This window comes from Propioniciclava soli, assembly GCF_038502305.1.
Classification (GTDB): Bacteria; Actinomycetota; Actinomycetes; order Propionibacteriales; family Propionibacteriaceae; genus Propioniciclava; species Propioniciclava soli.
Genome location: NZ_CP115965.1, coordinates 2,157,884 through 2,183,913 on the forward strand (window position 1 = coordinate 2,157,884; position 26,030 = coordinate 2,183,913).

A 26,030-nucleotide genomic window follows, 5' to 3' on the forward strand; every position below is an offset into this window, starting at 1 on the left:
TGCTCCAGCACCGCGGGGTGGAGCAGCTCGGTAGCTCGCTAGGCTCATAACCTAGAGGTCACAGGTTCAAATCCTGTCCCCGCTACGAAGATCGGAACGGCCCGCCCCCACCAGGGCGGGCCGTTTCGGTGTGAGCAGGGAATTTCCGCTCCCCCGCGTGCCCATGGTGCAATGTCGGTGTCCCCCGTGGGGGTGAACGACACCAACATCGCGGGGACTTAGGCTGGGCGGGCACATGTGTACGTCTGGGGTGGACGAGAGACTCGGGGGTCGAGGCGCCGGTGACTGGGGCAAAGGCACGTACCCGCACGCGGGTTCTGCTGGCTTCGTCGACGCTTGCCGCGTGCGGCGCGTTCTGTGTTGCCGCGCCCGTTCTGGCGGCCGGCACCGAGCCGACGCCCCCCCTCACCGCTGCCGCCCCCACCAGCCCCACCACGGACGAGTCGGCTTCCTCACCCACGCCCTCACCCTCCCCCACGCCCGAGCCGACGCCCACGGTCGACCCCGCGCGTGCGCCCTCCCCCAAGCACGTCCCCCCGCCCGCCAGCACGACCTCCCCACCGACGCCTGCACCCACCCCCACACCCGCCAGCCCCACGACGTCGGCGCAGCCCGACCCGGGGCGCCCTGCGTCGCCCGGGGACGGTGAGCCGGAGCCGGAGGCCGAGCCCACGCAGACCCCCGAGCCCGACGCTGGGGCTGAGCTGGGCGGGGACTTCGTCGCGCGTCCGTCGGCCCAGCTGGCCATCCCGGTGGAGGATCCTCGAACCGGGGTGGCGATCGCGATCGGCCCGCCGGCGGGTCTCGACCCCGCCCAGGAGTGGCCGCAGGTCACGGTCATCGACCGCGACGGCGACGAGCTCGCGCGGGCCGTGGTCGATTTCCGGGTGTGCGCCGCCCTGGACGCCCAGGAGCTGTGCGCGCGCGCCTCCGGCGCGCTCAGCAGCGACGTCCGCACGATCACCGGCCACAGCGACCTGATCGGACGCACCGTCCGCATCGCCGGCGCGGCAACGGGGTTGCGCGTCTGGGCCGGGGTGCAGTGCGGCCCCCCCCCCCCCACCCACCTGAAGGTCCAGGCGCACTGGATCGCCGGTGAGGGCTGGAGTGACAACGATTCCACTCCCCGCGACGGCCTCCTGACCCTGGTCAGCGACTGCCCGTCACCGTCCGTGATCGATCCCGAGCCCGAGCCCCCGCAGCCCACCCCGACGGTGACCCCCCGGCCCCCGGACCCGGCGCCGACCACCGCGGCGCCACCCCCGGTCACCACCCAGGGCGTCGGGCCCGCACCGGCCCCGACCACATCCGTGCCGCAGGATCCCCGCACGCCCGATCCGGCTCTGCCCACCTCCCCCGAGCCGGACGCCCAGGAGCCGACCCCGGCGCCCGCCCCGGCCCCCGTCGACGAGGGGACCGCTCCCGCACCGGCCACCCCGGCTTCCCCCGCTCCTGCCCCCACCGACTCCCCGGCGCCCACCCCCGTGGCCCCGACCCCCAGCCTGCCGCCGGGGGGCCCGGCCGCCCCCGGCTCCCTCCCGGACCAGTTCGCGAACTCACCCCTCATGCCCGTGCTGAGCGGCGGCATCGTCATCGCCGGCCTCCTGCTCGCGCTCGCCCCACCCCTGCGACGGCCGACCCCCTGAGGCATGACGGTTCCCGCGCGCCTCGGCTACCCCATCCACACCGCAACCCTCCCCAACGGCCTGCGGGTGGTGGTGAGCCCCGACCATGCCACCCCGGTCGTCGCGGTGAACCTGTGGTACGACGTCGGATCGCGCGACGAGGAGGCCGGGAGCACGGGCCTGGCCCACCTGTTCGAGCACGTCATGTTCCAGGGCTCGGAGCGCGTCGCCAGCGGCGAGCACCTCAACCTGCTGCAGACGGCGGGGGCCACCTGCAATGCGACGACCTGGTTCGACCGCACCAACTACTTCGAGACCGTCCCCACGGGCGTCCTCGACCTGGCCCTCTGGCTCGAGGCCGACCGGATGGGTCGCCTCCTGCCGGCCCTCACCCAGGAGAATCTCGACAACCAGCGCGACGTGGTGAAGGAGGAGAAGCGGCAGCGCTACGACAACGCCCCGTACGGCGATCTCATTGAGCGCCTCCTGGCCCTGTCGTTCCCCCCCGACCACCCGTACGCGCACCCGGTCATCGGGTCGATGGACGATCTGGATGCGGCCTCACTCGAGGACGCGCACGCGTTCTTCACGCGATGGTACGCCCCGGGCAACGCCGTGCTGACGCTGGTGGGCGACATCAAGCCCGCCGACGGCATCGCACGGGCCCGCGCCTGCTTCGGTGACGTGCCGGCGCGGCCGCTGCCCCCGCGGCGCCGCGCCGAGCCGCTGCCGCCGCACAGCGGGGTGCCGCGGGCCACCACGGTCGCGCCGGTCCCGGCCTCCACGCTCTATGTCGCCTGGCGGACGCCGGCGCTCGGCTCGCGGACCAGCGACGCGGTCGAGCTCGCGCTGGAGGTGCTGGGCGGGTCGGACACCTCACGCCTGCACCGCCGGCTCGTCCGGACCGATGCCACCTGCTCGGCCGCCGGCTCGGGCGTCATCGGCCTCGCCCGGGGCAACTCCCTGGGGTTCGCGCTGGCCCGCGCGCTCGAGGGCGCGGACCTCGCAACCATCGAGGCGTCCTTCTGCGACGAGGTCGACCGGCTGTGCGACGAGGGGCCCAGCGAGGCCGAACTCGCGCGCGTGCGCGTCCAATACGAGCGAGCCTGGCTGGCCGAGTGCTGCCGCGTGGAGGCGCGCGCCGACCTCATCAGCGCGAGCATGCTCCAGTTCGATGACCCGGATCGGATCAACCGTCGCCTCGCCGACATCGCCTCACTCGGGCCCGACGAGGTGCGCGATGCCGCCCGCGCCCACCTCGCCAGCAGCCAGCGCGCCGTGCTGGAGTACCACCGGGGCGCCCTGGGAGGGGGGTCCTGATGGTCGGACGCCCCCGCATCCGCGCGCCGCGCCGCTGGTCGCTGCCGCCCGGCCGCGCCCTGCGCCTCGACAACGGCCTGCAGGTGCTGGTGTACGACCGTCCGGGCCAGTACGTCGTCTCCGCAGCGCTCGTGCTCGACGCCCCGCTGACCAGCGAGCCCGCCGACCGGGAGGGCGTCGCCGCGCTCGTGGCCGCAACCCTCGACCAGGGCACCGCGCTCCACCCCGGCACCACCTTCGCCGACGCGGTGGAGGCCTGTGGGGCCCTGATCGGCGCCACCGCCGCCCACACCCACACCGTCGTCCACCTCGACGTGCCTGGGGCTCGGTTGGCGGACGCCGCCCCCCTGTTCGCCGAAGCCGTGATGGCACCGCAGCTCGGCGACGATGACATCGCCCGGCACGCCCGCCTGCGGCTCGCCCACCTCGACCAGCTGCTGGCCTCGTCCTCCGACCGGGCCAGCCTGGGGCTGCGCCACGCGGTGCTGGACCCGTCCAACCGCGCCCAGCGGCTGGCCGCGGGCGAGCGCGGCACGGTCACGGCCGTCACCGGGGCGGACGCCCGCGCCCACCATGCCCGCTGGTACGGCCCGAGGGGGGCGACGCTGGTGGTGGCCGGCGACTTTCCCGCAGCGGGCCTCGACGCCCTCCTGGCGGCGTTCGCGCCTTGGCAGAACCCCGGGCAGCCGGCCCCGCTGCACGAGACGCTGCGCCCCGGTCAACCCGGCGCGTTCCTGCTCGACCGGCCCGGGTCGGTGCAGGCGGACATCCGGTGGGGCTGGTTCACCGTGGATCGGCTCGATCCGCGCTGGTTCGCCCTGCAGATCGCCTCCCACGCCCTGGGTGGGGCCTACCTCAGCCGGTTGAACAAGGTGCTGCGCGAGGAACGCGGGTTCACCTATGGGGCGGGGCTGATGAGCTCGCCGCAGCGCGGGGGCGGGTTCACGACCACCCACGGTTCCTTCCGCAACGAGGTCGTCGGGCCGACGCTGGAGCTCCTCGGGCCCCTCCTGGACGTGGGCGCGGCTCCGATCACGGCGGCCGAGGTGGCCCGGGCGCGCGACTACCTGGTCGGCGTCACCCCCCTGCGCTACGCGACCGCCGGTGGCCTCACCGACGCGGTCGTCACCCTGCTGGGCGCCGGCCTCGGGCCGAACTTCATCGACCTCCAGTTGGACCGGTGGCGCAGCGTCACCCCGGAGGATGCCACCCGCGCCGCCCACGAGCTGGTGCGCCCGGACGGCGGCACGCTCGTCGTCGTCGGGGACGCCGCGGCGCTCGCCGCGCCGATCCGTGCGGCCGGCTGGAACCCCGTCGTCCTGGGCCCCGACGCCGCCTGATCGGGCCCACCGCCCCACGTCGGTCGATCCCCGAGGTCGCTGCCCGGCGCTGGGCGGGCGGTCACGCGCCGCCCCGGCAAGCCAGTACGGACTCGACGGCATCGATCGTGAACGCGATGATTCGTTCGGGCGCCTCGCCCCGGTCGAGGGCGCTCACGCCGGCGCTGAGCAGCGCGCCGATCGCGCTGCGCACAAGGTCGGCATCGCCCACCCGCAGGTCATCGAGGGCGGCGCGCACGAGGCTCTCCACCTCGGCGTGGCGGGCGGCGATGCGGGCCCTCGCCTGCGGTGAGAGGGAGGCGCTGGCCAGGGCGGCCCGCCAGGCGTGGCGGCCGCCGACCGCCTGCTCGAGGTTGACTCGCACGTAGGCGCGGATCCGGGCGCGGGCGTCCTCCCCGGCCTCGGCGACCGCGCTCGAGACGGCCCCGACCCACTCGGGCAGGTGCCTGGTCGCGACCGCCTCGATGAGATCGTCCGGGCCGTTGACGTACTTGTACATCCCGTTGCGGGAGAGGCCGACGCGCTGCGCGACGAGGGCCACCGTCAGCCGCCCCGACTCGAGGAGCAGCTCCTCGGACGCATCGATGAGCGCACTCTCCATGCTGGCGCGGTGCTCGCGCACCGTGGGGCCCGTGATGCTCGGCATGCCCGCCCCCTCATCCGGTCGTGCGGGCAACCCGTTGCAACCCGTCCCCGCGAGTGTAGGCTGTGACCGTCTTGGGGACAGGGTGTCCCCAAAAAAGCGGAGGTCTGACACCTCCCAGGAGTCCTTCGTGCCCAAACTCTCTGTCCCCGCCGGTCACGTCTCCGGCCGCCGGAAGTGGTACGGCCTGGCAGCCCTCGCCGCCGGCCTGTCGCTCATCGTGCTCGACGGAACGATCGTCGGTGTCGCACTTCCGGCGATCATCGCCGACCTCGGGCTCGACCTCGTGGACGCGGAGTGGGTCAACAGTGTCTACGCCATCGTCTTCGCCGCCCTCCTGCTGTCGTTCGGCCGGCTCGGGGACCGGACGGGTCGCCGCCGCGTCTTCGTCCTCGGCGTCGCCCTCTTCGCCGCGGCCAGCGTCACCGCCGCGCTCGCGACCGACGTGGGCGGCCTCATCGCCTCGCGGGCCGTGCAGGGAATCGGGGGCGCGATGGTGTTGCCCGCCAGCCTGTCGAGCGTCAACGCCACCTTCCGCGGCAAGGACCGGGCAGCCGCCTTCGGCGTGTGGGGCGCGGTGATGGCCGGCATGGCCGCGGTCGGCCCGCTGCTCGGTGGCTGGCTGACCACCGCGCTCGACTGGCGGTGGATCTTCTTCGTCAACGTGCCGCTCGCCCTCATCGTGGTGGTCGCGGCCCTGCTCGTCGTCGACGAGACGCGGGCCGACGGCCCCCACCCGCCCGGCTCCGACGTGGTGGGGTTGCTCACCTCCGCGCTCGGCTTCGGTCTGCTCGTCTTCGGGCTCATCGAGGGCAGCGACCTGGGTTGGTGGCGCCCCACCGCGCCGCTGGAGCTGGGGCCGGTGACGTGGCCCACGACCGCACCGATCTCGGCTTCTCCCGTCGCGCTGGCGCTGGGAGCGGTGTTCATCGTGGCGTTCCTCCTCAACGAGCACCACCGCGCACGGCGCACCCTGTCGGCGATCCTCGACCTACGCCTCTTCGGCATCTCGACGTTCTCCTGGGGCAACGTGACGGCCCTCACCGTCGCCGTCGGCGAGTTCGCCCTCGTGTTCGTCCTGCCCCTGTACCTCGTCAACGTGCTCGGGTTGTCGATTCTCGGGGCCGGCGTCGTGCTCGCCGTCATGGCCGCCGGCGCCTTCGTGGCAGGTGCCTCCGCCCGTCACCTCGCCGCGGCGATGAGTCCACAAGGCGTCGTCGTGCTCGGCCTGGGCCTGGAGGTCGTCGGAGTCGGGGCGTTGGCCCTCCTCATCAACGCCACGACGCCGCCGTGGCTGGTTGCCACCTGTCTGGGGGTGTACGGCGTCGGCCTGGGGCTCGCCGCCGCGCAGCTCACCTCACTGATCCTGGCCGACGTGCCGACGGCGCGCTCTGGCACGGGCTCCGCCACGCAGAGCACCGTGCGGCAGGTGGGCAGCGCGCTCGGCAGCGCGGTCGCTGGAACCGTCCTCGCCGCGCGGCTCTCGAGCGTCCTGCTGGCCCACGTGACCGCGGTGCCCGGGGTGCCGGGGCCGGTCGCCCAGCAACTCGCGGACGCGACCACGCACTCGGCCGGTGGCGCCATCGCCGCGATGCGGGCGTCCGGGACCGACGGTACCCTCGGGGCGCTCGGGCCGCAGGTCGTCGACGCCCTGTCGGCCGGCTTCGCCGACGCCGCCAGCACCTCGATCGGGGTCGCCGCCGGGTTCCTCGTCCTCGGACTCGCCGGCGCCCTCTTGGTCGCCCGGCGTGTCGACCGCGCCGCACCCCGACCCGAGGAGACGCGGGTGACGACCGCCCCGTAGGGGGCGGCCGTCCGGGCGGTCAGCGGCCCATCGAGCGCAACGCCTCCGCGAGCGCGGCCTTGGCCTCGTCGGTCCGGGCCTGGTACTCGGCCAGGTCACCGTCGCGGAGTGCGGCGTCCGCCGCCGCGAACGCGTCCTCGGCGCGGCGCAGCGCAGCCACGGCCGCCGCCTCGTCCACCGGACCGGTCGGTGCCTCCTCCGCGGTATCGGTGCCGTCGCCTGCCGCCACGCCACCCTCGCTGCCGTCGACGGGCAGCTCGCCGGTGTCGGCGCCCGCGTCCCCGCCGAACACGGCGTCCAGGGCCTCCTGCAGCGTGCTGCCGATGCCCACGTACTCGCCGAAGCGCACCACCACGAACGTCAGGGCCGGGTAGGCGCCAGCCGAGCCGCTCCGCTCGGTGTAGATGGGCTCCACGTACAGCAGTCCGTTGCCCATCGGCAGCGTCAGCAGGTTGCCGAAGCGGACGGCCGCCGAGCCCCGCGTCTGCTGGTAGGGCAGCAGACGCTCCGCGACGGCAGGGTTCTGGGTGATCGCGTTCTGCGTCTGCCCCGGCCCGTCGATCTGCTGGGTGTCCGACATGCGCAGGATGCGCAGTTGGCCGTAGTTCTCGTGGGAGGCGTCGGCGTTGACCGACAGGTAGGACGCCAGGTTCTGGCGGTTCCGGGGCACGAACACCGCCGTCTGGCTGAAGATCGGCTCCGCGTCCCCCGGCCAGCGGATCGACAGGTAGTAGCTCGGCTCGCGCTCCTGGTCGGAGGTCTGCACCGGGTCGACGGGGATCTCCCAGACGTCGGTCGAGTCGTACCAGACCCGCGGATCCGTGACGTGGTAGCGGCTGAGGATCTCGCGCTGCACCTTGAACTGGTCCTCGGGGTAGCGCAGGTGCGCCAGGAGGTCGTCCGAAATGTCCGCGCGCGGGCGCACCGTGCCGGGGAACACCTGCTGGTAGGTCCGCAGCAGCGGATCCTCCTCGTCCCAGGCGTAGAGGTCGACCGTGCCGTCGTAGGCGTCCACGACGGCCTTGACCGAATTGCGCATGTAGTTGATCGGGGCGTCGAGCTGGGCGACGAGCGAGGTCGTCTGCGTGTCGGTCGTGGCGCGCTGCAGCGACACCCGCTGGCTGTTGGGGTAGGTCGACGACGTCGTGTAGCCGTCGACGATCCACACCAGCCGGCCCCCGACGATCGCCGGGTAGAGATTGCTGTCGATCGTCAACCAGGGCGCCACCTTCTGGACGCGCTCGCGCGGCGTCCGGTCGAACAGGATGCGCGAGTTGGCGTTCACCCGATCGCTCAGGAGGATGTTGAGGTCGGTCATGCGGGTGGCGAAGACCAGCCGGCGCCAGTAGTCGCCCATCGGGACGCCGCCCAGTCCCTCATACTGGTTGTACTGCTCCCCGCCGCCCTGCGCACCGCCCGGGGTGTCGAGCTCGATGGGGTCCTGCTCGGGCAGGCGCCCCACGATGGCGAAGTTGCTCGACTGCTCACCGAAGTAGACGCGCGACTGCGTCTCCTCGATGGCACCGGCCGGCGGGATGTCCCGGGTGATCCAGACCGGCTCGCCGTTGCTCTGACGGCGGTTGCCGTACGCCGAGACGAAGCCGTGGCCGTGGGTGAACACGGTGTGGATGTTGTTCCAGTTGGGGTCGGGAATCGCCTGCGGGTTGATCTCCCGGGCGGCGATGACCACGTCGGTCGCCTGGTCGTCGATGGTGTAGCGGTCGATGTCGAGCATGCTCGGGAACGTGTAGTAGCCGCGCACCTGCTGGAGCTGCTCGAAGGTGGGCGCCACGACGTTCGGATCCATCAGGCGGATGCCGGGCAGGGCGGCCGCGTCCGCAGCGAGCTGGCCGGGCTGCACCTGGGTGACGGCCTCGTACTCGGTGATCTCGGCGTCCGCCACGCCGTAGGCCGCCTTCGTGGCGGCCATGTGGTCGGCGATGTAGGGGCGTTCCAGGTCGGGTTCGTTCGGACGCACCTGGAGACCCTGGACGACCATCGGGTAGATGAGCGACAGGATCAACCCGGACACGAGCATGAGGACGACCCCCGCCAGCGGCAGGATCGACCGGTGCGCGAATGCGTTGACGAAGAACAGCGTCGCCACGAGGAACGAGATCACGGCGACGACCAGCTTGGCGGTGAGGCGGGCGTGGGCGTCGGTGTAGTGCAGGCCGGTGAACAGGGTGCCGGAGTCGAGGAGCAGCCCGTAACGGTCGAGGAGGTTCTGCAGGCCGTAGACCACGAGGATGGCGGCCGCCAACAGCGACAGGTGCGTCGACGCCGCCCCACCCTGCTGTTCGATGGTGTTGCGGTTGGGCGTGAGGTTGCCCATCGCGAAATGGACGGCCGCAGCGGCCACGAGACCGAAGAGCAGCGCGCTCATCAACAGCGAGGCGCCGAGGCGCCAGATCGGATACTCCAGCATGTAGAACGACGCGTCGAGGCCGAAGACCGGATCCGTCACCCCGGCGGGCTGGCGGTTCAGCCACGCCAACACCGGCAACACCTGGGTGGCCGCGGACAACCCCGCCATGCCGCCGAACAGGAGGGCCGGGACCACCATGGTCATGGTGATGTTCTGTTCCAGGAGTTCGCGGTAGCGGTCGAGCACCGCGGACGCCCCACTCCGACGATCCGTGGGCCGCAGGCGGTGGGCGAGATACATGTTGCCGAACAAGGCGCCGCCCATGAGCAGCGTCGCGACCGCGAATAGGGCCACCTGCGTGAGGAGTTGCGTGGTGAACACACCCGTGAAGCCGGTCGAGTCGAACCACAGCTTCTCGCTCCAGATGCTGGCATAGGCGATGAAGGCCGCCACGAGGAGCGCCACCGCGACGACGGTGGGCAGCAGGGGGCTGCGGCGGGTGGTGTTGTTCGCTGGCACGGGTCGGGCTCCTCGGGTCAGTCGTGCGCGGTCAGGAGGGGTGGGCCTGGGTGGCGGGTCGGTGGGGCGGCCGGTCAGGCCTGCAGGGTGGCGGCCAGGGGTTCGACCAGGCCGGGGACGAGTTCGGCTCCTCCGAGGAGCTCCTCGGGATTGCTGCGCAGGCGGGCCAGGCCGTGGCGGGCCCCGTCGCGGGTGACCCCGACGACGACGCGGATGTCCTGGCGGGCGGGGTGAGCGGCGACGAACGTCGCGGCGGCGTCCGGGTCGTCGGGCAACTCCCCCTCGAGGGAGGCGGGCAGGAACGTGCGCTCCAGGCTCAGCGCGACGCCGGCCACCGTGGGGGGCCACGTGATGTGCGCCAGGGCGTCCACCACGTCGTCCCCGGCGTGGAAGCCGTCCTGCTCGACGGAGCTGAGTGCTCCCTCGGGGAGGTCGTCGGAGCGGGGCAGCTGGCCGGCCAGGGACGGTTCGGCCGCCAGCAGCTCGGCGGTGGGCACCAGGGCGAACAGGCGCGCCGGGGCGTCCCACCCGCCATGGGCGACGTGCCGCTCGATCTCCAGCAGCGCCGCGATCAGGGTGTCGGTCATGCGCAGCCCTCCACGGCTCCGGTGTCGTCGCCGGCGGCGAGGGCGTCCAGCGCGGCGATCGCGTCGTCGAGGTTCGCGACGCTGACGAGGCGCAGGGGGGTCGGCGTGTCCGCGATGTCGGCGCAGTTGGCGGCGGGCAGGACGAACACGCTGGCACCGTCGCGCTCGGCCACGGCCAGCTTCTCCACGACACCGCTGCTGCGACTCACGTTGCCCGCCCCGTCGAGCACCCCCGTGCCCGAAACGCTGAGATCGCCGACGAGACCCCCGTCGGTGACGCGGTCGAACGTCGCGAGCGCCAGCATGAGGCCGCCGCTGCCACCGCCGATCGTCGGGTCGAGGTGGAAGATGACCTCGGGGGTGTAGCTGAACCCCATGGTGAGCGTGCCGCCCCACACCGGCACGGTGGGAGACGTGTTGGACGAGGTGGTGTCGATCGTGACCGACAGGTTCTCCTGCCCCCGCAGCACCGTGAGCGTGACGGGCGCACCGACAGGCCGGTTCTCGATGGCGGCACGCACCTCGGCGTCCGTGGCGCGCGGCACGTTGTCCACCGCCAGGACGAAGTCGCCCGGAACCAACAGATTGACGGCCGGGCCGGCCTGGGCGACCGTTTGCACCATCGGGATCTGTCGGACCTCGACGCCAGCGGCGCGGAGCGCGGAAGCCGCGGCGTTCGTCTGGGCGGCGGCGAGGCGCTGGACGTCGCGCTCGCGCAGCTCGGCGATGGTGGTGCGGGTCGGGTAGTGCCATTCGCGGAGCACGGCGTCCCGGTCGCGCGCCCAGTGGGCGTAGAGCACCTCGGGCAGGGTCACCGTGCCGTCGAGGGGGGTGACGCTGACGGTGGCGGCCATGATCTTGCCGGTCGCCGGGTAGGTGGGCACGCCATCCACTTCGACGATCGGCGCCCCCTCCGCGGTGCCCAGCAGGTCGTGGCTGGTCCCCGGAGCGTAGGTCACGAAGGGCGTCGGGCTGAGGGCGATGGCGATCGCGAGAACCAGGAACCAGACTGCGGACACGGCGGCCGTCCACGTCTGCTGGGTCATGGGCGCGATCCTACCGTGCGCGCCACGGGCCCTCCGGGCGCCTTGCGCGGTGCGCGAGAATGGGGCTGGAACCGAGTTCCGGAACCGAAGCGAAGGAGAGTCATGCCCGACCGCGACGAGCCGAACCCGATGGAGGAGTTCTTCAAGCAGTTCGGCCTGCAACCCGGTCCAGACGGCAACTACGACCTGAACCAGCTCATGGGCCCGCTCCAGCAGGCCATGCAGCAGTTCAGCCGGCAGATGGATGCGATGGGCTCCGGCGACGGCAGCCACGGGCTGAACTGGACGTTCGTGCGCGACATCGCGCGCAAGGTGACGGCCGCGTCCGGCCCCGATCCCTCGCCCACGCCCGGGGACGCCTCGGCCGTGCGCGACGCGGTCGGTCTCGCCGAGCTGTGGCTCGACCAGCACACCGCGTTCGGCCGCAGCGCCGCCACGGCGGCCGCGTGGAGCCGCGCCGAGTGGGTGGAGGCGACCATGGTCACGTGGCAGGAGCTGGCCGGGGGCGTCTCGGCATCGCTGGCCGAGGCCATCTCGGGGGTGGTGCAGCGCCCCGAGCCCGAGTTCGCCGGCATGGCGGGCTTCATGGAGCCCCTCATGCGGCAGGCGGCGGCGGGCATGCTCGCCGCGCAGGTCGGGCAGGGCATCGGGCAGCTCGCCACGGACGTGGTGAGCGTCTCCGACCTGGGCTTCCCCCTCACCGAGCGCCCCGTGGTCGCGCTGCTGCCGGCCAACGTCGCGGCCTTCGCCGACGGTCTGGACCAGCCGCTGGAGGACGTGCGGCTGTACCTGGCGCTGCGGGAGACGGCCCGCCAACGGTTGTTCGCCAACGTCGGCTGGCTCGGGCCGCAGATGCTCGCCCTGATCGGCAAGTACGCCCGCGACATCACGATCGACGCCGCCGCGTTCGAGGAGGCCATCGAGTCCCAGCTGTCGGGCGGGATGACGCCCGAGGCACTGCAGGAGTTCGGCTCGACGGTCGCCGGGCGGCTGTTCCAGCCTTCCCTCACCCCCGACCAGGTGGAGACCCTCGCGAGGCTGGAGACGCTGGTCGCCGTGGTCGAGGGATGGGTTGACGACGTGGTCGCGCAGACGACCGCCGGTCTCCTCCCCCGCGCCGAGGCGCTGCTCGAGGTCGTGCGCCGGCGTCGGGCGTCCGCCGGCGCGGCCGACGCGGCCCTGAAGACCCTGCTCAACCTGGAGCTGACGCCCCGCCGGGTGCGGGACGCGGCGAATGCCTGGGCCGCCCTGCGCTCCGCGCGCGGGGTCGAGGAACGCGACGCCGTGTGGGCGCACCCCGACCTCATGCCCACCGCCGCCGACCTCGACGACCCGCTGGGCTTCGCCGAGCGCGGCAGCAAGCCGGCCCCGGCGGGAGACGACCTCGACGCCGCACTGGCTGCGTTGTTGGAGCAGGAGGGCACCCCCGGCTCGGACTCCGGGCCCGACTCCGACCACTAAGACCCGGACGGCCGGGCTCGGACTCCGGGCTCGGCCACCCGGGCTCGGGCGACCGCGCTTGGGCAACCGCGCTTGGGCAACCGCGCTTAGACGACCGGACTTGGGCGACCGGGCTTGGGCGATCTGGGGCGCGGACGATTCTCTCGCTGCGAGAGCCACGGGCAGGTCTCAGGGTGCCAGGTGCTGGTGGGCCACCTCCCATCCCTCCAGGAAGCCCCGCGCCCGGTCGACCTCGGGGTAGGACCGCTCGAGGCGGCGGAAACGGGCGCTGTGGTTGGGCTCCTCGAGGTGGGCGAGTTCGTGGACGAGGACATAGTCGACGACCCAGGCCGGCATGACGGCGAGGCGATCGCTCACCCGGATCTCCCCCGTGCCCGCGGTGCAGGAACCCCAGCGTTGGTGCATGTTGGACACGAATCGCGCCCCGAACACCGGCTGGGGTCCGCGGGCCATGGGGGCGATGTGGCGGGCATACAGGGCTCGGGCCCGCTCGGTGAGGTCGTCGTCCGCCCGCGGCGCGCGGCCTCCCAGCTCCTTGGCGAGGAAGCGTTCGACCAGCGCCGGCACCGCCTCGTCGCGCTGGCGGGGGCTGAGCCGCGCGGGGACCACGACGACGAGGCGCCCACCCTCCCGGAAGGCGCTCATGGTGCGCGTGCGGCGCGCGCTGGTCCTGATCTCGTAGCCCTCACTGGTCACGCCGCTCACTCTAGGAGCGGCCTCCGACGTTTTCTGCGACGCATGTTTGACCCGCTGCGCAACCGGCGGGTAGGTTGGGCGCCAACAGGACCCCCGGGGCACCGGGCAGCGCGCAGGGGAAGGCGCGCCGCTCGACACTCCGGGGGTCTTGGCCCATCCTTTGCCGGTCGGGCACCCGTGGGTGCCCTATGCTGGCAGCGACAAGCCGGCCGGCTCGCCGGGCGGAACCACGAAGCATCAGGAGGACCACGTGTCGGACACCTACAGCGGAAAGTTCTACTGCGTGAAGTGCAAGGACCACCGCGAGGCCGAGGGCGCCGTGTCGGTGAATGAGAAGGGCACCCGCATCGCGAAGGCCAAGTGCCCCGAGTGCGGCACCAATCTCACGCGCTTCCTGCCGAAGTCGGCCTGAGACAGCGCGCACGGCGCGGGCGTCGGGGATCTCCCCGGCGCCCGCGCCGTTTCGCGTCCGGCTTCGGCAGCCCCCACCGCCCGGATCGACGAATCGGGATGGCCCCCGCGTGCCGCGACGCCCGACCAGGTGTTGGCCGTCCGGGCCCCGGTGTTGGCAGTGTGATCAAACCCCTGGTCCCCAGCGCCGCGACCGGCCACGCTGGCGTCCATGAGTACGCTCCTGCGGTTCGCCTCACCCGTGACGGTCGCGATGCGCAGCCCGACCGACGTGCAGGTCGGCCTCGACGCCGCCGTGTCCCTCATCCTGCCCGACGCCCCGGCGGACGCCGACCGCGCGGTGCGCGCGTTCAGCACGTGGTGCACCCCCGGCGGGGCGGCCGCGGCGGCGCCGGCGGTGGATCCGGGGTGGATCGACCAGGCCGTGGACGCCCTCGAGGCGGCCGGGCTGCTCGTCGCCTCCCCCGCCCCCACCGCCGCCGTCACCCTCGTGGGCTCGGGCCCGCTCGGCCCCGCATGCGCCGAGATGCTGGCGGCATCGGGCATGACGGTGGTCACGCCGGCCGACGCCCACCCCGACGCCTGCGCGCCGGGCCGGCCGGTGGTGGTCCTGGGGGAGACCATCGAACCTGACCGCACCCTGCTGCGTGGGCTCGTCGAGGCCCGGCTGCCCCATCTGGTCGTACGGTGCGAGCCGGAGCGCACCGTGGTCGGGCCGTTCGTCGACCCCGGGCGGTCGGCGTGTCAGCGCTGCGTCGACCTCGTGCGCCGCGACCACGACCGTCGGTGGCCCTACCTGCTCACGCAGCTGTGCCGCCTCCGGGTGGTGCCGGACGCCGGCGCCGCGGCCTGGGCGGGCGCCACCGCAGCGGCCCAGCTCCGCGCCTGGTTCGCGTCCGGTGCGCCCGACACGCTCGGCACCACCCTGGAACTGGACCACCAGTCGTGGACCCTCGGTGCCCGCCGCTGGCCCCGGCACCCCCGCTGCGGGTGCGGTCGGGACGCGGAGGCTCAGCGGTGGGCGTCCACCACGGCCAGCACGGCGTCGCCGTAGCGGGCCAGCTTGGTCGCTCCGATCCCCGCGATGCCGCCCAGGGCGTCCCGGCCGCTGGGTTTCTGTTCGGCGACGGCGAGCAGCGTGGCATCGGTGAACACGACGAAGGCGGGGACGCCGGCGCCGTCCGCCTCCGCCTTCCGCCAGCCCCGCAGCGCCTCCCACAGCGCCTCGTCGAGGTCGGACTCGCACGTGGTGTGGCGCCCCAGCTTCCGCTCGGCCCCGGTGGCCAGGCTCCGCCCGCAGACGCGGCACGTGCGCGCCTGCGCCGATCCCTTGCCCCGTCGCCGACCGGTGGGCCGATCGGACGCCGCCGGCGCCGCCACCAGGCCGTCCAGGAAGCGCGTCGGCGACCGGCGTTGCCCGGTGCCGCGGCGCGTCGTCGAGCCCGACACGCGCAGGTGCTCCCGGGCGCGGGTGACCCCGACGTAGAACAGCCGGCGCTCCTCGGCGATGTCGTCGGGGCTGGTGGCGAGCACGAACGGCAGGCTGCCCTCGTGGGCGCCGACGATGGCGACGGCGTCCCACTCGAGGCCCTTGGCGGCGTGAAGGCTGCTCAGCGTGACGCCCTGGCCGTCCGGGGAGTGCTGGGCCACGGCGCGGGCGTCCAACTCGGCGAGCAGGTCGTCGCTGGTGGCGTCCGGGTGCTCCTCGGCGAACGCCGCCCCCAGCCCGGCGAGGGCGTCCCAGCTCTCCCAGCGCTCGCGGACGGCACCCTGGCCCGAGGGCGGGTCCGGCGTCCAGCCCAAGCCGGCGAGCACGGTGCGCAGGGCGTCCGCCGGCGGGTCGTCGGTCGTCCGCGCCGCGGCGGCGAGGCCGCGCAGGGCAGCACGCACCTCCGCGCGCTCGAAGAACCCCTCGCTGCCGCGGGTGACGAACGGGATGCCCGCGTCCGCCAGGGCGGCCTCCAGCGGCGGGCTCTGGGCGTGGATGCGGTAGAGGACGGCCATCTCGGGGTAGGGGGTGCCGGCGGCGTGCAGACCAGCGAGCCAGGCGGCGACATCGGCGGCCTCGTCGGCCTCGCTGGCAGCCATCGTGAGGATCGGTTCGGGGCCGGGGGGACGCTGGGCGCGCAGGTCGACGCGCGGCCCGTGACCCGCCATCACGCGGTTCGCCAGCCCGACCACCTGGGGGGTCGACCGGTAGTCGCGGACCAGCTCGATGCGGGTGGCGTCCGGATGACGCCGGTGGAACCCGGTGAGGAAGGACGCCTGCGCGCCGGCGAACGAGTGGATGGTCTGGGCCGGGTCGCCGACCACGCAGATCTCCTCCGAGTCGCCCCGCCACAGGTCGAGCAACGCCTGCTGCAACGGGCTGACGTCCTGGTACTCGTCGACCACGAAGTGGCGATAGGTGCGTCGCACCTCCCCCGCCACGTCGGCATGTTCGGCGAGCAGGCCGGCAGTGCACAGCAGGATGTCGTCGAAGTCGATGACGCCGCGGGCAGCCTTCACCGCCTCGTAGTGGGCGAAGACCCGGCCCACCTCGTCGGGGGCGAGGCTCGCGACGCTGCGGCCCCGATTCGCCGCGAGCGCGGCATAGTCGGTCGGTGTCACGTTGCTGACCTTGGCCCAGCTGATCTCACCGGCCACGTCGCGCAGCAACGCCGTGTCGGGGCTCAGCCGCTGCCGGCGCAGCGCTGCGGCCACCATGCCGGCCTTGTTGGACTCGACGGGCGGCAGGTCCGAACCGTAGGCGCGCGGCCAGAAGTACTGGGCCTGGCGCAGCGCGGCCGAGTGGAACGTCCGCGCCTGGACCGACGGGACGCCCAGGCGGCGGAGTCGCCCCCGGAGCGCGCCCGCCGCGCGCGTGGTGAACGTCAGCGCCAGCACGCTGTTGGACGCGAACGCACCACTGGCCACGCCGTAGGCGATCCGGTGCGTCATCGCGCGCGTCTTGCCGGTGCCGGCACCCGCGAGCACCACCACCGGGCCCTCGAGCGCGCTTGCCACCAGGCGCTGCTCGGGGTCGAGTCCGTCGAGGATCTCCGCGGGGTCCGCCGTCACGGGAGCACAGCCTAGTGGCGCCCTCCGACAACCCGGTCGCGACGGAGCGGGCCGCGCAGGATTGTCGGTGGGGCCGTTTAGGGTGGTGCGCACGATGAACGAGTTGGTCCTCCACACCGCCGACGACGCCGCGACGCTGGCGTCGGAGTTCGTCGCGCGCGTGGCGATTCCGGGGGACCCGTTCGCCCGGCCCCTGGTGCTCACCCCCGGCGCCGGGATGGCGCGCTGGTTGAGCCAGCACGTGGCGGTGCACAGCGGGGCGGAGGGCATCAGCGCCGGGCTGGACGCCCAGCGGTTCAGCGCGCTGGAGTCGCTGCTCGGTGGCGTCCCCACCGCGGACGACCCCTGGGCGCCCGAGCGCCTGGTGTGGGCGATCCTGGACGTGGCGTCGTCCAGTGATCCCGAGCTGGCTCCGCTCGCCGCCCACCTCGACGCCAACGACCAGCGCTACGCCAACGCCCTGCGGCTCGCGCGCATCCTCGCCCGGTACGCCGACCACCGCCCCGGCCTGCTGCGCGACTTCACCTCCGACCCGGACGCGGCGGCCGGCTGGGGTTTCGACGGCTGGCAGGTGCACCTGTGGCGACGCCTCCACTTTGTCATCGACGGGCCGGACCCCCTCGCCCGCCGGGCCGCGCTGGCGCGGCGGCTGACCGAGGGCACCGCGCTGATCCCCTGGCCGGCCGTGCACGTGTTCGCCCCGCGCGCGGTCACGCCCGTGCAGTGGGGGCTGCTGCGCACGGTCGCCGCCTCCGTGCCCGTGGAGGTCTGGCTGCCCTCGAGCGGGCCGGTGGACACCGCGAACCCGGTCGGCCGCGCGCTCGGCCGGCGGGGCCGAGCCTGGCGGACGGGCTGGGAGCGGATCGCCGACCGCACCGAGCACCACCCCGGGGCTGCGCCGCCCGAGACCGCGCTGGGGCGGCTGCAGGCCGCGCTGAGGGCCGGCACCGCCACGGTGCCCGGCTGCACGGACGCGTCCGTCAGCCTGCACGGCAGCCACGGCCCGGCGCGGCAGGTCGAGGTGCTGCGCGAGGTGGTCACCGGCATCCTCGCCGACGACCCGACGCTCGAACCACGACACGTGGTGATCGCCACCCCGGATCCCGCGGCACTGGCACCGCACCTCGCGGCCACGTTCGGCTCGCCGACGTCGACGGGCGACGAGCCCCACCCCGGGAGCACCCTGCGGGTGCAGGTCGCCGAGGGGTCGGCCGCCGACGCGAACCGCCTGTACGGCCTCCTGCTCGACCTGCTGCGCCTGCCGCATGCCCGCGCCACGGCCTCGCAGCTGCTGGCCCTGGCCACCCACCCGTTCGTGTCCCGTCGTTTCGGGATCGACGCCGACGACGCCGAGCGCCTCGAGGAGCTCTTGGAGCGCTCGGGCGTCCGCTGGGGCATCAACCCCGCCCACCGGGCCGGTTTCGGCCTGGCCGGCGTGCCGCAGAACACCTGGCAGCTCGGCGTCCAACGGCTGGCCCTGGGGGAGGCGTTCAGCGGCGACCGCCCGACCACCGTGGGGGTGGTGGCCACGGTCGACGACGTGACCTCGACCGACACCACCTTGATCGGCGCTCTGGCCGAGCTCGTCAGCCGGGTGTCGCGCATCGTGCGGGCGTGCTCCGAGCCAGGCACCCTGGCCACGTGGGCCGAGCGTCTGCGCGGCGCGGTCGACCTGCTGGCCGATGTGCCGTTTACCGAGGGCTGGCAGCTCAGCCAGGTCTGGTCCGCGCTCGACGCCATCGAGACCCGCGGTGCCTCCTCGGCCACCCCGGTGGGGTCGGCGGACGCGCTGGCGCTGCTGGAAGGCGAGTTCGCCTGGCGGGTCACCCGCCCCACCTACGGCAACGGCTCGCTCGTCGTGTGTTCCCTGGAGGCACTCGCCCAGGTGCCGCACCGCGTCGTCTGCCTCGTGGGCCTCGACGAACGGACGTTCCCCCGCCGCTCGCTCGGTGACGGGGACGACCTCCTCGTCCGGCACCCCGAGCCGGGTGACCCGGACCCCGGTGCGGAGGACCGTCAGGCGATCCTCGACGCCGTCCTGGCCGCATCCGAGCGCCTCGTGGTGGTGTACCAGGCACACTCCGCCCACACCAACGAGGACCACCCGCCGCCCGCCGGTGTCCTGGACCTCATCGAGGCCTTCGGCCCGGACGCGGTGTGCGACGAGCCGCTGCAGTCCTTCGCGGCGGCCAACTTCTTCCCCGAACCGCGTTCCTTCGACCGGGGGGCGCTGCGCGCGGCGCGTGCCCTGGCGGGGCCGCGGACGACGGGCCCGGACGTGTGGGCGGTTGGCCACGTGCACCGCCCCGAGGAGCTGACCGCGATCGACCTGCCCGCGCTGGCCGCCCTGCTCAAGCACCCCGTCCGGTCGTTCCTGCGCCAGCGCACCGGGCTCACCCTCGGCGAGGACGACCCGACGGCCGAGGAACTGCCCCTGGACCTCGACTTCCTCACCGAGTGGCAGATCGGCAACCGCATGCTGGACGCGTTGCGCGCCGGCCAGCCGCTGCCCGAACTCGTCACCGCCGAGTGGCTCTCCGGCGACGTGCCGCCGGCGCGCCTCGGCGGGCGCGCCATCGAGCGCATCTCCGCGACGGTGGAGCGGATCCACGCGGACTTCGCCCGTGCGGCCGACGGCGCCACGGACGCCCACGTCGTCGACCTCCCCGTCGACGGGGTGCGCGTCACCGGCCGCGTCACGACCCGCGGCGGGCGGGTCGCGGACTCCCTGTACGCCCGGGTGGGCCCCCGGCACCTGGCGGAGGCCTGGGTGCGCTGCCTGGCCCTGACCGCTGCCACCGATGAGCGCGTGGACGCCGTGCTCGTGGGGCGCCGCGGCCCGGAACGACTCGTCGCGCCACCACCGGAGCTGGCCCGCTCGCTGCTGGGTGACCTGGTCCACCTCGCCCGCCACGGTGGGGAGCGCATCCTCCCGATGCCCCCGAACGTGGCCCACCGCTGGGCGGTCGTCCGCGCCCGGGGTGAGGATCCGTTGGCCGAGGAGCGGCTCCTGCAGCGCGACTGGCAGCGCGACCGCGACTCCGCCTGGTCTGCGGTGCTGCCGGCGGGGCACAAGCCTTGGCGCGTGCCCCGGGAACCCGATGATCCGTGGGGTCACCCGGAGGAGGAGTCGACGCTGGGTGCGCTGGCGGCCATCGCCTGGGCCCCCGTGGTGAGGGCGAGCGCATGAGCGGGTTCAACGAGGCCGCGACGTTCCACCTGACCGGGCCCCTGCCGCGCGGGGTGACGGTGCTGGAGGCCTCGGCGGGGACGGGGAAGACCCACGCCATCGCCGCGCTGGCCACCCGGTTCGTCGCCGAGGGCGCGGTGGACATCTCCGCGTTGCTGCTTGTCACCTTCTCCCGGGCCGCGACCGCCGAGCTGCGGCTGCGGGTCCGCACGCGCCTGCGGGAGTCGGCCGAGGCGCTGCGCGCGGCCACCAGCGGCGTCACGCCCGGCGACGCGGTGGATCGTGCCCTCACCGACGGGGTGCCCCCCGAGGAGGTCGCGATGCGCGCGGCGCGCCTGGAGGCCGCATTCGCCGACGTGGACCGGGCCACGATCATGACCACCCACGAGTTCTGCCACGCCATGCTCCGCGGCCTCGGCATCCTGGCACCGCAGACGCCCCAGTCGCACCTGACCGAGGATCTGGGGTGGCTCGCCGACGAGGTCGCCGCCGACCTCTACGTGCAGCGCTACGCCCAGGGCGACACCCCGCCCCCGTTCCCGTTCGCGGGCGCCGCGTCCGAACGCGACGATCCCGGCGCCCGGGAGATCGCCCGCGCCGCCGTGCACGACGCGGCCCTGCTCGGCGGCACCGACGCCCCGGGCGCGGCGGGCGAGCGGGCGGCCTTCGCGGCGGCCGTCCGGGCCGAGGTCGATCGCCGCAAGGGCCGCCTGCGTCTGTTCAGCTTCGACGACCAGCTGACCCGGCTGGACGCAGCGCTGGCCGACCCGCGCACCGGAGAGCTGGCCCGCACCCGGCTCGCCGAGCGGTTCCCGGTCGTCCTCGTCGATGAGTTCCAGGACACCGATCCGGTGCAGTGGAGCGTGCTCCAGCAGGCGTTCGCACCCTCCTCCACCGTGGTGTTGATCGGTGACCCCAAGCAGGCCATCTACGGCTTCCGCGGCGGCGACGTGCACCTCTACACGAGCGCCACGCGGGAGGCCGGCGCCCTCACGACGCTGCGCACGAACCACCGGTCCGACCCGGGTGTGGTCGCCGGCGTCGCCACCCTGTTCGAGGGCATCGCCCTGGGTGAGGACATCGACGTGCCGGCCGTGGCGGCCGCCCGAGCGCCCCGGTTGCGGGGGCGTCCGGGCACCGCCTGGGAGCGGGGCGTGCAGCTGCGCACCCTGGAGGCCGAGAAGGCCATCAGCCCGTGGCAGGCCGGTGACGCGATCGCCGCCGACCTGGTGGCGGTGGTGACGGACCTGCTCGGCCCGGACGCCCCGCTGCGCCGGGCGGACCCCGCTGCCGCAGGACTGCGGCCGAAGGACGTCGCCATCCTCGTCCGCTCGAACGGGCGGGGAGCCGATCTCGCGGCCGCCCTGACGTCGGTGGGGATCGCGGCGACATTCTCCGGCACGTCGAGCGTGTTCGCCTCCGACGCCGCCCGCGACTGGCTGACGCTGCTGCAGGCGCTGGATCGCCGGCGGCGTCCGTACCTGCAACGCGCCTGGTTGACGTCGTTCGTGGGGGCAACGGTGGCCGATCTGGCCCGCGCCGACGACACCCGGACGGCGGCCTGGTCGCTGTGGCTGCACACCTGGGCCCGGGTGCTGGGGCGCGGTGGCGTCTGGGCGCTGCTCGCCGCGATCGAGCGCGACACGGACCTCTCGGCGCGCCTGCTGGCGTGCCCGGGCGGGGAGCGCAGGGTGACCGACCACCACCACCTCGCCGAGATGCTGCACGAGCGGACCACGGCCGGCACCCCGGCCCGCCCCCGGGAGCTGGCCCTCTGGCTGGCGCGCGAGATCGAGCGCGCCTCGGGTGACGCCGAGCGAACCCGGCGCCTGGAGACCGACGCCGACGCCGTCCAGATCATGACGATCCACCGGGCGAAGGGCTTGCAGTGGCCGGTGGTGTTGCTGCCGGACGCCGGGGCCTCGCGCAAGGAGCCGACCGACCGGGGTCAGGCGCTGATCGTGCCCGGCACGGACGGCCGCACGCTCGACGTGGGTGGGCGTCGCGGCGCGGGGCGTCCGGATCGCTGGGAGCGCTGGCTGGTCGAGGAGGGCGATGAGGCGCTGCGGGCCCTGTACGTCGGGCTGACCCGGGCCGAGTCGCACGTGGTGGCCTGGTGGGCGCACCACTGGAACACCCCGACGGCGCCGTTGCACCGGCTGCTGCAGGCCACGCGTTCGGCCGACGCACCCACCCGGCCCCGCCTCGCCTACCCCACCGACGACCTGCCCGCCGGGGGCAGCCCGCGCTTGGTGGACTGGTTGGCCGGCACCCAGGTCGGCGTCACCCTGCTCGGCGACTCCGTCACCGTTTCCGGGGCGGACGACCAGAAGTCACCCGCCACCGCGGTCGCCTGGCCCGGGGCGGCGGAGCGTCCCGCGCCGTCGGACCTCGCGGTTCGGGCGTGGCGGCGCACGATCGACCGGGGGTGGCGCCGCACGTCCTACTCGGGCCTGACCGCCGATGTCCACGAGCTCGCGCACCCCATCGCCGAGGGACCCTTCGTCTCCGACGAACCCGACGAGGCGGGGCCGCCGTCCGGACCCGGGACGCCCGGCCCGGCGGAGCCGACTGCCCCGTCGGCCGATCCCCGCCTGGCGCAACCCTCACCGATGGCCGCGCTGCCCGCGGGCCCGGCGTTCGGCAGCCTCGTGCACGAGGTGTACGAACACGTGGACGCCACGGGCGTCGATTGGCGCGACCGGCTCGCCGGCGCCGTCGAGGCGGCGCTAGTGCGGTGGCCGGTGGGCGGGGTGGATCCGGCGGAGCTGGCCGAGGCGATAGCCCCCACCTTGCTGACGCCGCTGGGAGATCTCGCCCCGGGTGCGGTGCTGCGCGACTTCGGACCGGGCGACCGGCTCAGCGAGCTGGACTTCGAATTTCCCCTGGCCAACCCGCGCGCCACCGTGGCCGACCTGGCGGAGCTGCTGACAACCCACCTGGGCGCCGGCGATCCGCTCGCCGGCTACGCCGAGCGGTTGGCGCACCCCCTGCTGGCCGAGCAGCAACTGCACGGCTTCCTCACCGGGTCCATCGACGCGGTGTTGCGCCTGGCCGGGCCCACGCGCCGGCCCGGTTACGTGGTCGTCGACTACAAGACCAACCGGCTGTCGGCGCCCGGGGAGGCGCTGACGCTCGGGCACTACACCCCCGCCGCGATGGCCGAGGGCATGATGGCAAGCCACTACCCCCTGCAGGCCCTGCTGTACTGCGTCGCCCTGCACCGCTTCCTCGCCCAGCGGCTGGCGGGTTACGACCCGGAGCGCGACCTCGCCGGGGTCGCCTACCTGTTCGTGCGCGGCATGGCGGGTGCGGACACCCCCGTCGTGGGCGGGGCGCCGCTGGGCGTGTTCACCTGGCACCCCCCCGCGGAACTGGTGCTCGCCGTCTCCCGTCTGCTCGCCGGAGGTGCATCGTGACCGACACCGCAGTCAGCGCCCGTGGCCTGCTCGCGGAGTTCTCCGCGGCAGGCGTTCTCGCCTGGGCCGACGTCCACCCCGCCCAGCAGCTCACCCACCTGTTCGGCGAAACCGACGAGCGCGTCCAACTGGCGATCGCCCTCACGGTGCGGGCCCTGCGCTCCGGGTCGATCTGCCTCGAGTGGTCCCGCATCCGCGACCTCGGGCTCGGCGAGGACGCCGTCGCGGAGGTGCCGCCGGAGCTGTGGCCGGAGGAGGCCGGGTGGCTGGCCGCCCTGCGCGCCAGCCCCGCCGTCCGGGTCGGCGACGGCGGGCCGGGTGAACGCCCCCTGCGCTTGGTCGACGACGCGCTCTACCTCGAGCGGCACTTCGGCGACCAGGAGAGCGTGCGCCTGGCGCTGTTGACGCGCCTGGCCGGCACCGGTGACGACACGGGTGCGACGGGGCAGGACGACGCGATCACGCTGGCGCTCTCCCACCGGGTGTCGGTGATCGCGGGCGGCCCCGGCACGGGCAAGACCCACACGATCCGCCGGCTCATCGAGCAGCTGCGGGTCGACGAGCCGGACGCCCTCGTGGCGCTGGCGGCCCCGACGGGCAAGGCGGCCGCCCGCATGACCGAGTCCTTGGCCCCGAGCGCCTTCACCGCCGTCACCCTGCACACGTTGCTGGGGTGGCGGCCCGGCTCGCGCAACCGATTCGTCCACGACGCCACCAACCCGCTGCCCCACGACGTGGTCGTCGTCGACGAGACGTCTATGGTGTCGATGCTGCTCATGGCGCGCTTGCTGGCGGCACTCAAACCCGCCGCGCGCCTCGTGCTCGTCGGGGACCCCGACCAGTTGGCCTCCGTTGACGCCGGCTCGGTGCTCGCCGACATCACGAAGGCCCCCGCCACCCGCGGCGTCGTGGCCCGGCTCGAACGCAACTACCGGTTCGACGGCACGATCGCGGCCCTCGCCCGGGCGATTCGCGCCGGCGAGGCCGACGCGGCGCTCGGCGTGCTGGCCGACGGGGGCGAGCACGTCTCCCTGGTCGACGGAGCGGACGCCGCCGCGTCCCTGCGCGAGCGCGTGGTGGGTCCCGGCGTGCGCCTGCTCGAGGCCGCGGCGTCCGGCTCGGTCGGGGCCGCCCTGACGGCGCTGGAGGAGCACCGGTTGCTGTGCGGCCACCGGCGGGGGCCGTTCGGCGTCCAGCACTGGACGCGGCAGGTCGTGTCCTGGCTGGCGGAGGCCGCGCCGGGGTGGGCCGCCGACGGCGAGCTCGCCGTGGCCCGCCCGGTCATGATGACGGTCAACGCCCCCGAGTTCGGCCTGCACAACGGCGACACCGGCGTGGTCATCGCGGGGCCGGACGGCCCACGCGCCTGGTTCCGGGAGGGGACGACCGTCGTGAGCCACTCACCGTTCGTGCTGGAGGGGCTCGCCACGCTGCACGCCATGACGGTGCACAAGGCCCAGGGCAGCCAGTTCGGTCACGTCAGCGTGGTGCTGCCCCCCGTCGGCTCGCCCTTGCTCACCCGCGAGCTGCTCTACACCGCGGTGACGCGCGCCGAGCGCTCGGTGCTGCTGCTGGGCAACGAGGACGCCGTCCGCGAGGCCATCGGCCACCCGGCCCGCCGCATGAGCGGGCTGGCACGCCGACTCAGCTGAGGTCGCCCTCCCGCCACGCGGTGATGATGCGGCTGGCGATGGAGGCGCTCGTCGGCAGCGTGATGTCTCCCGACGCCACCGCCGCCTCGAGCTCGTCCCGTGCGTAGAACCGCGCCCAGGCGATCTCGACGCCGTCGACGCGAATCTGCGCGTCGGCCGTGTGGGCCACGAAGCCGAGCATGACCGAGCGTGGGAAGGGCCAGGGCTGGCTGCCCACGTAGCGCAGCGCCGTCAGCCGCAGCCCCGCCTCCTCGGCGATCTCGCGGTGCACGGCCTGCTCCAGCGATTCGCCGGCCTCCACGAAACCGGCCAGGATCGACACCCGGGTGGGCTCCCACACGTTCTGGTGGGCGAGCAGCAACCGGTCGTCGGGGTCGAGCACCGCGACGATCACCGCGGGATCGGTGCGGGGGAACCGCTGGCGCTCACACGTCGGGCACCACCGCAGGTGGCCCCCGTCGTGCACCTCGGTGAGGGTGCCGCACTGCCCGCAGAAGGGCGCCACCCGGTGCCAGTTGACCAGGGCCACTCCCGTGACGGCAACGTCGGTCAGGGTCTCGTCCAGCTCCGGCGCGAGATCGCGCAGCGAGGCGGTCTCCCCCACGTCACCGAGCACGTCGGCCTCGGTGACGAACCAGGCCCGGCCCTCGACGAGGCCGACGAGCAGGTGGTGCTCGGGGACGTACGGGCCGGACGGTCGCTGCCAACGCAGCCCGACACGCCCAGCGGTCGTGGTCGAGGCGGTCGTGGTCGAGGCCGTCACGGTCGAGCGCGCGTCGACGCCGAACACGCGGCTCTCCGGATGCGCCCACAGCGCGGCGACCCAGGCCGGGTCGGACCGCCCGTCCGCTGCGCGATCCAACACACTGCTCGGCACCCAGGGCTCCAT

Annotated in this window: 17 protein-coding genes and 1 tRNA gene; 11 read left to right on the forward strand and 7 right to left on the reverse strand. The window is 74.1% G+C overall.

Translation table 11 applies throughout. The features are described 5' to 3' along the window. The first annotated feature begins 11 nt into the window (after positions 1–11). From PCC79_RS09735 to PCC79_RS09750, 4 genes are all read left to right on the forward strand, one after another. Positions 12–85: transfer RNA gene (locus tag PCC79_RS09735), tRNA-Met, on the forward strand. A 688-nt stretch (positions 86–773) separates the two neighbouring features. After that, positions 774–1,646: a hypothetical protein gene (locus PCC79_RS09740; RefSeq protein WP_342371697.1), complete on the forward strand. Its 873-nt coding sequence runs from the start codon at positions 774–776 to the stop codon at positions 1,644–1,646. Between the two features lie 3 nt (positions 1,647–1,649). Continuing rightward, positions 1,650–2,945, forward strand: coding sequence for a pitrilysin family protein (locus PCC79_RS09745; protein WP_342371698.1), 1,296 nt, complete (start codon positions 1,650–1,652; stop codon positions 2,943–2,945). Further along, on the forward strand, positions 2,945–4,285 hold the full coding sequence (locus PCC79_RS09750) for a pitrilysin family protein (RefSeq protein ID WP_342371699.1): 1,341 nt from the start codon (positions 2,945–2,947) through the stop codon (positions 4,283–4,285). The genes PCC79_RS09745 and PCC79_RS09750 overlap by 1 nt, the downstream gene beginning before the upstream one ends. A gap of 61 nt (positions 4,286–4,346) precedes the next feature. On the opposite strand, the gene PCC79_RS09755 is transcribed toward PCC79_RS09750, so the two are convergent. Beyond that, complete coding sequence (locus PCC79_RS09755; protein ID WP_342371700.1) at positions 4,347–4,931, reverse strand: hypothetical protein; 585 nt, start codon at positions 4,929–4,931, stop codon at positions 4,347–4,349. 127 nt (positions 4,932–5,058) lie between these two features. Between PCC79_RS09755 and PCC79_RS09760 the strand changes: the two genes are divergently transcribed. Continuing rightward, a complete protein-coding gene (locus tag PCC79_RS09760) occupies positions 5,059–6,732 on the forward strand; it encodes an MFS transporter (protein WP_342371701.1) in 1,674 nt (557 codons plus the stop codon). Between the two features lie 19 nt (positions 6,733–6,751). Here PCC79_RS09760 and PCC79_RS09765 read toward each other — a convergent pair whose 3' ends face one another. The 3 genes from PCC79_RS09765 to PCC79_RS09775 form a co-directional block, all read right to left on the reverse strand. After that, positions 6,752–9,619, reverse strand: coding sequence for a UPF0182 family protein (locus PCC79_RS09765; RefSeq protein ID WP_342371702.1), 2,868 nt, complete (start codon positions 9,617–9,619; stop codon positions 6,752–6,754). A gap of 74 nt (positions 9,620–9,693) precedes the next feature. Next, positions 9,694–10,206 (reverse strand): PPA1309 family protein, encoded by a 513-nt coding sequence (locus tag PCC79_RS09770; RefSeq protein ID WP_425325630.1) that lies wholly within the window; start codon positions 10,204–10,206, stop codon positions 9,694–9,696. Beyond that, positions 10,203–11,252: a PDZ domain-containing protein gene (locus PCC79_RS09775; protein ID WP_342371703.1), complete on the reverse strand. Its 1,050-nt coding sequence runs from the start codon at positions 11,250–11,252 to the stop codon at positions 10,203–10,205. The genes PCC79_RS09770 and PCC79_RS09775 overlap by 4 nt, the downstream gene beginning before the upstream one ends. A 102-nt stretch (positions 11,253–11,354) precedes the next feature. On the opposite strand from PCC79_RS09775, the gene PCC79_RS09780 reads away from it, so the two are divergent. After that, on the forward strand, positions 11,355–12,713 hold the full coding sequence (locus PCC79_RS09780) for a zinc-dependent metalloprotease (RefSeq protein WP_342371705.1): 1,359 nt from the start codon (positions 11,355–11,357) through the stop codon (positions 12,711–12,713). 168 nt (positions 12,714–12,881) lie between these two features. Here PCC79_RS09780 and PCC79_RS09785 read toward each other — a convergent pair whose 3' ends face one another. Further along, positions 12,882–13,409 carry a M48 family metallopeptidase gene (locus PCC79_RS09785; RefSeq protein WP_342371706.1) on the reverse strand — a complete coding sequence of 176 codons (528 nt, stop codon included), beginning with the start codon at positions 13,407–13,409 and terminating at the stop codon, positions 12,882–12,884. Between the two features lie 250 nt (positions 13,410–13,659). Here PCC79_RS09785 and PCC79_RS09790 point away from each other — a divergent pair, with 250 nt between their 5' ends. Then, on the forward strand, positions 13,660–13,821 hold the full coding sequence (locus PCC79_RS09790; protein WP_232547702.1) for a DUF5679 domain-containing protein: 162 nt from the start codon (positions 13,660–13,662) through the stop codon (positions 13,819–13,821). 210 nt (positions 13,822–14,031) lie between these two features. Then, on the forward strand, positions 14,032–14,874 hold the full coding sequence (locus PCC79_RS09795; RefSeq protein WP_342371707.1) for a hypothetical protein: 843 nt from the start codon (positions 14,032–14,034) through the stop codon (positions 14,872–14,874). Here the strand turns inward: PCC79_RS09795 and PCC79_RS09800 are convergent. Further along, positions 14,832–16,880, reverse strand: a complete 2,049-nt coding sequence (locus PCC79_RS09800; protein ID WP_342371708.1) for an ATP-dependent DNA helicase UvrD2 — start codon at positions 16,878–16,880, stop codon at positions 14,832–14,834. The genes PCC79_RS09795 and PCC79_RS09800 overlap by 43 nt on opposite strands. A 94-nt stretch (positions 16,881–16,974) precedes the next feature. Between PCC79_RS09800 and PCC79_RS09805 the strand changes: the two genes are divergently transcribed. Genes PCC79_RS09805 through recD form a run of 3 tightly spaced genes read left to right on the forward strand, consistent with a single transcriptional unit; the run spans position 16,975 to position 25,141 of the window. Then, positions 16,975–20,070, forward strand: a complete 3,096-nt coding sequence (locus PCC79_RS09805) for an exodeoxyribonuclease V subunit gamma (RefSeq protein WP_342371709.1) — start codon at positions 16,975–16,977, stop codon at positions 20,068–20,070. Then, positions 20,067–23,489: a UvrD-helicase domain-containing protein gene (locus PCC79_RS09810; RefSeq protein ID WP_342371710.1), complete on the forward strand. Its 3,423-nt coding sequence runs from the start codon at positions 20,067–20,069 to the stop codon at positions 23,487–23,489. Before PCC79_RS09805 ends, PCC79_RS09810 begins: the two co-directional genes overlap by 4 nt. Then, positions 23,486–25,141 carry an exodeoxyribonuclease V subunit alpha gene (gene recD / locus PCC79_RS09815; RefSeq protein WP_342371711.1) on the forward strand — a complete coding sequence of 552 codons (1,656 nt, stop codon included), beginning with the start codon at positions 23,486–23,488 and terminating at the stop codon, positions 25,139–25,141. Before PCC79_RS09810 ends, recD begins: the two co-directional genes overlap by 4 nt. Here recD and nudC read toward each other — a convergent pair. Continuing rightward, positions 25,134–26,030 (reverse strand): NAD(+) diphosphatase, encoded by an 897-nt coding sequence (gene nudC, locus PCC79_RS09820; protein WP_342371712.1) that lies wholly within the window; start codon positions 26,028–26,030, stop codon positions 25,134–25,136. The two genes, recD and nudC, sit on opposite strands and share 8 nt — an antisense overlap.

Excerpts from the sequence above, each read along its gene's own strand:
- PCC79_RS09745 (WP_342371698.1), top strand. The coding sequence starts at position 1,650 with ATGACGGTTCCCGCGCGCCTCGGCTACCCCATCCACACCGCAACCCTC.
- PCC79_RS09810 (WP_342371710.1), top strand. The coding sequence starts at position 20,067 with ATGAGCGGGTTCAACGAGGCCGCGACGTTCCACCTGACCGGGCCCCTG.
- nudC (WP_342371712.1), bottom strand. The coding sequence starts at position 26,030 with ATGGAGCCCTGGGTGCCGAGCAGTGTGTTGGATCGCGCAGCGGACGGG.
- PCC79_RS09775 (WP_342371703.1), bottom strand. The coding sequence starts at position 11,252 with ATGACCCAGCAGACGTGGACGGCCGCCGTGTCCGCAGTCTGGTTCCTG.
- PCC79_RS09750 (WP_342371699.1), top strand. The coding sequence starts at position 2,945 with ATGGTCGGACGCCCCCGCATCCGCGCGCCGCGCCGCTGGTCGCTGCCG.
- PCC79_RS09770 (WP_425325630.1), bottom strand. The coding sequence starts at position 10,206 with ATGACCGACACCCTGATCGCGGCGCTGCTGGAGATCGAGCGGCACGTC.
- PCC79_RS09780 (WP_342371705.1), top strand. The coding sequence starts at position 11,355 with ATGCCCGACCGCGACGAGCCGAACCCGATGGAGGAGTTCTTCAAGCAG.
- PCC79_RS09805 (WP_342371709.1), top strand. The coding sequence starts at position 16,975 with ATGAACGAGTTGGTCCTCCACACCGCCGACGACGCCGCGACGCTGGCG.
- PCC79_RS09755 (WP_342371700.1), bottom strand. The coding sequence starts at position 4,931 with ATGCCGAGCATCACGGGCCCCACGGTGCGCGAGCACCGCGCCAGCATG.
- PCC79_RS09795 (WP_342371707.1), top strand. The coding sequence starts at position 14,032 with ATGAGTACGCTCCTGCGGTTCGCCTCACCCGTGACGGTCGCGATGCGC.